At 52.3% G+C, this 776-nt stretch carries 1 protein-coding gene; it reads right to left on the reverse strand.

The genetic code is table 11. The features are described 5' to 3' along the window. Window positions 1-245: DUF488 family protein (locus AC3XQU_RS22740; protein ID WP_489876432.1), on the reverse strand; the 245-nt coding region annotated here is incomplete at its 3' end. Window positions 246-776: the final 531 nt, after the last annotated feature.

A 776-nucleotide genomic window follows, 5' to 3' on the forward strand; every position in this document is an offset into this window, starting at 1 on the left:
TCTCCCCCTTTTATTTTATATGCCTCGACCATGTCCTTGGTTGGAGCAAATGCTGGCAGGTGCTCATATTCCATCCCACACAACGCCTCGGAAAAATACCGAAGATCCTCGCGCTTTGCGAAGCCGGCCAATTGCGAAACATTATTCAGACGAACATCGACTAGGCGTTTGGCACCAGAATCACCTAATTTGGTGAAGAAGGATCGCGCGGAGGTCTTAGTGAATCCAATCGTGAATATCTTCATCTGCCTTACTCCACTCGTTCCTTCATCCATAAATGGCTGTTATTGATCTGCCGCCAGGTACGCCCGTCAATCGCAGCCAAGGAAACGCCGGGGGCATGGCGTACTAGCTACTCCACAACGGCCACGGCAGGCTCCATTCTCTGGCCGCTTCAACGACTCGCGGCCACGACCCGAGCAGCTCAAGAGCTTAGCACCGCCTTTTGCGGTTGCGTGCTTCACCACTCCCGCTTCTTCCCTTCCAGAACGCGCCAACTGCTAAGCTACATGAGGACGACTCGCCCTACAGCGCGAAGCACCTGTGTTCGCGCTATTGGCTGTCCCGTGCGTTGTGGTGCTGGCCGCCGATGACGAGCCGAGCCTACTGAATGGGCACTGCGCACAACAGCCTTTCATGCGTGCCACCTGCGTGATCAAGGTTGAACGCAGATCGAAGCGTGCACAGGTTTTTTCATAAAAGTATAAAATTCAATCAACTCTATCAGAAGAAAATCTATGATCGTAAGAAACTTTGAATACTTGCTTGCTTTGCAC

The organism is Telluria sp. AZSoR62 (assembly GCF_058111565.1).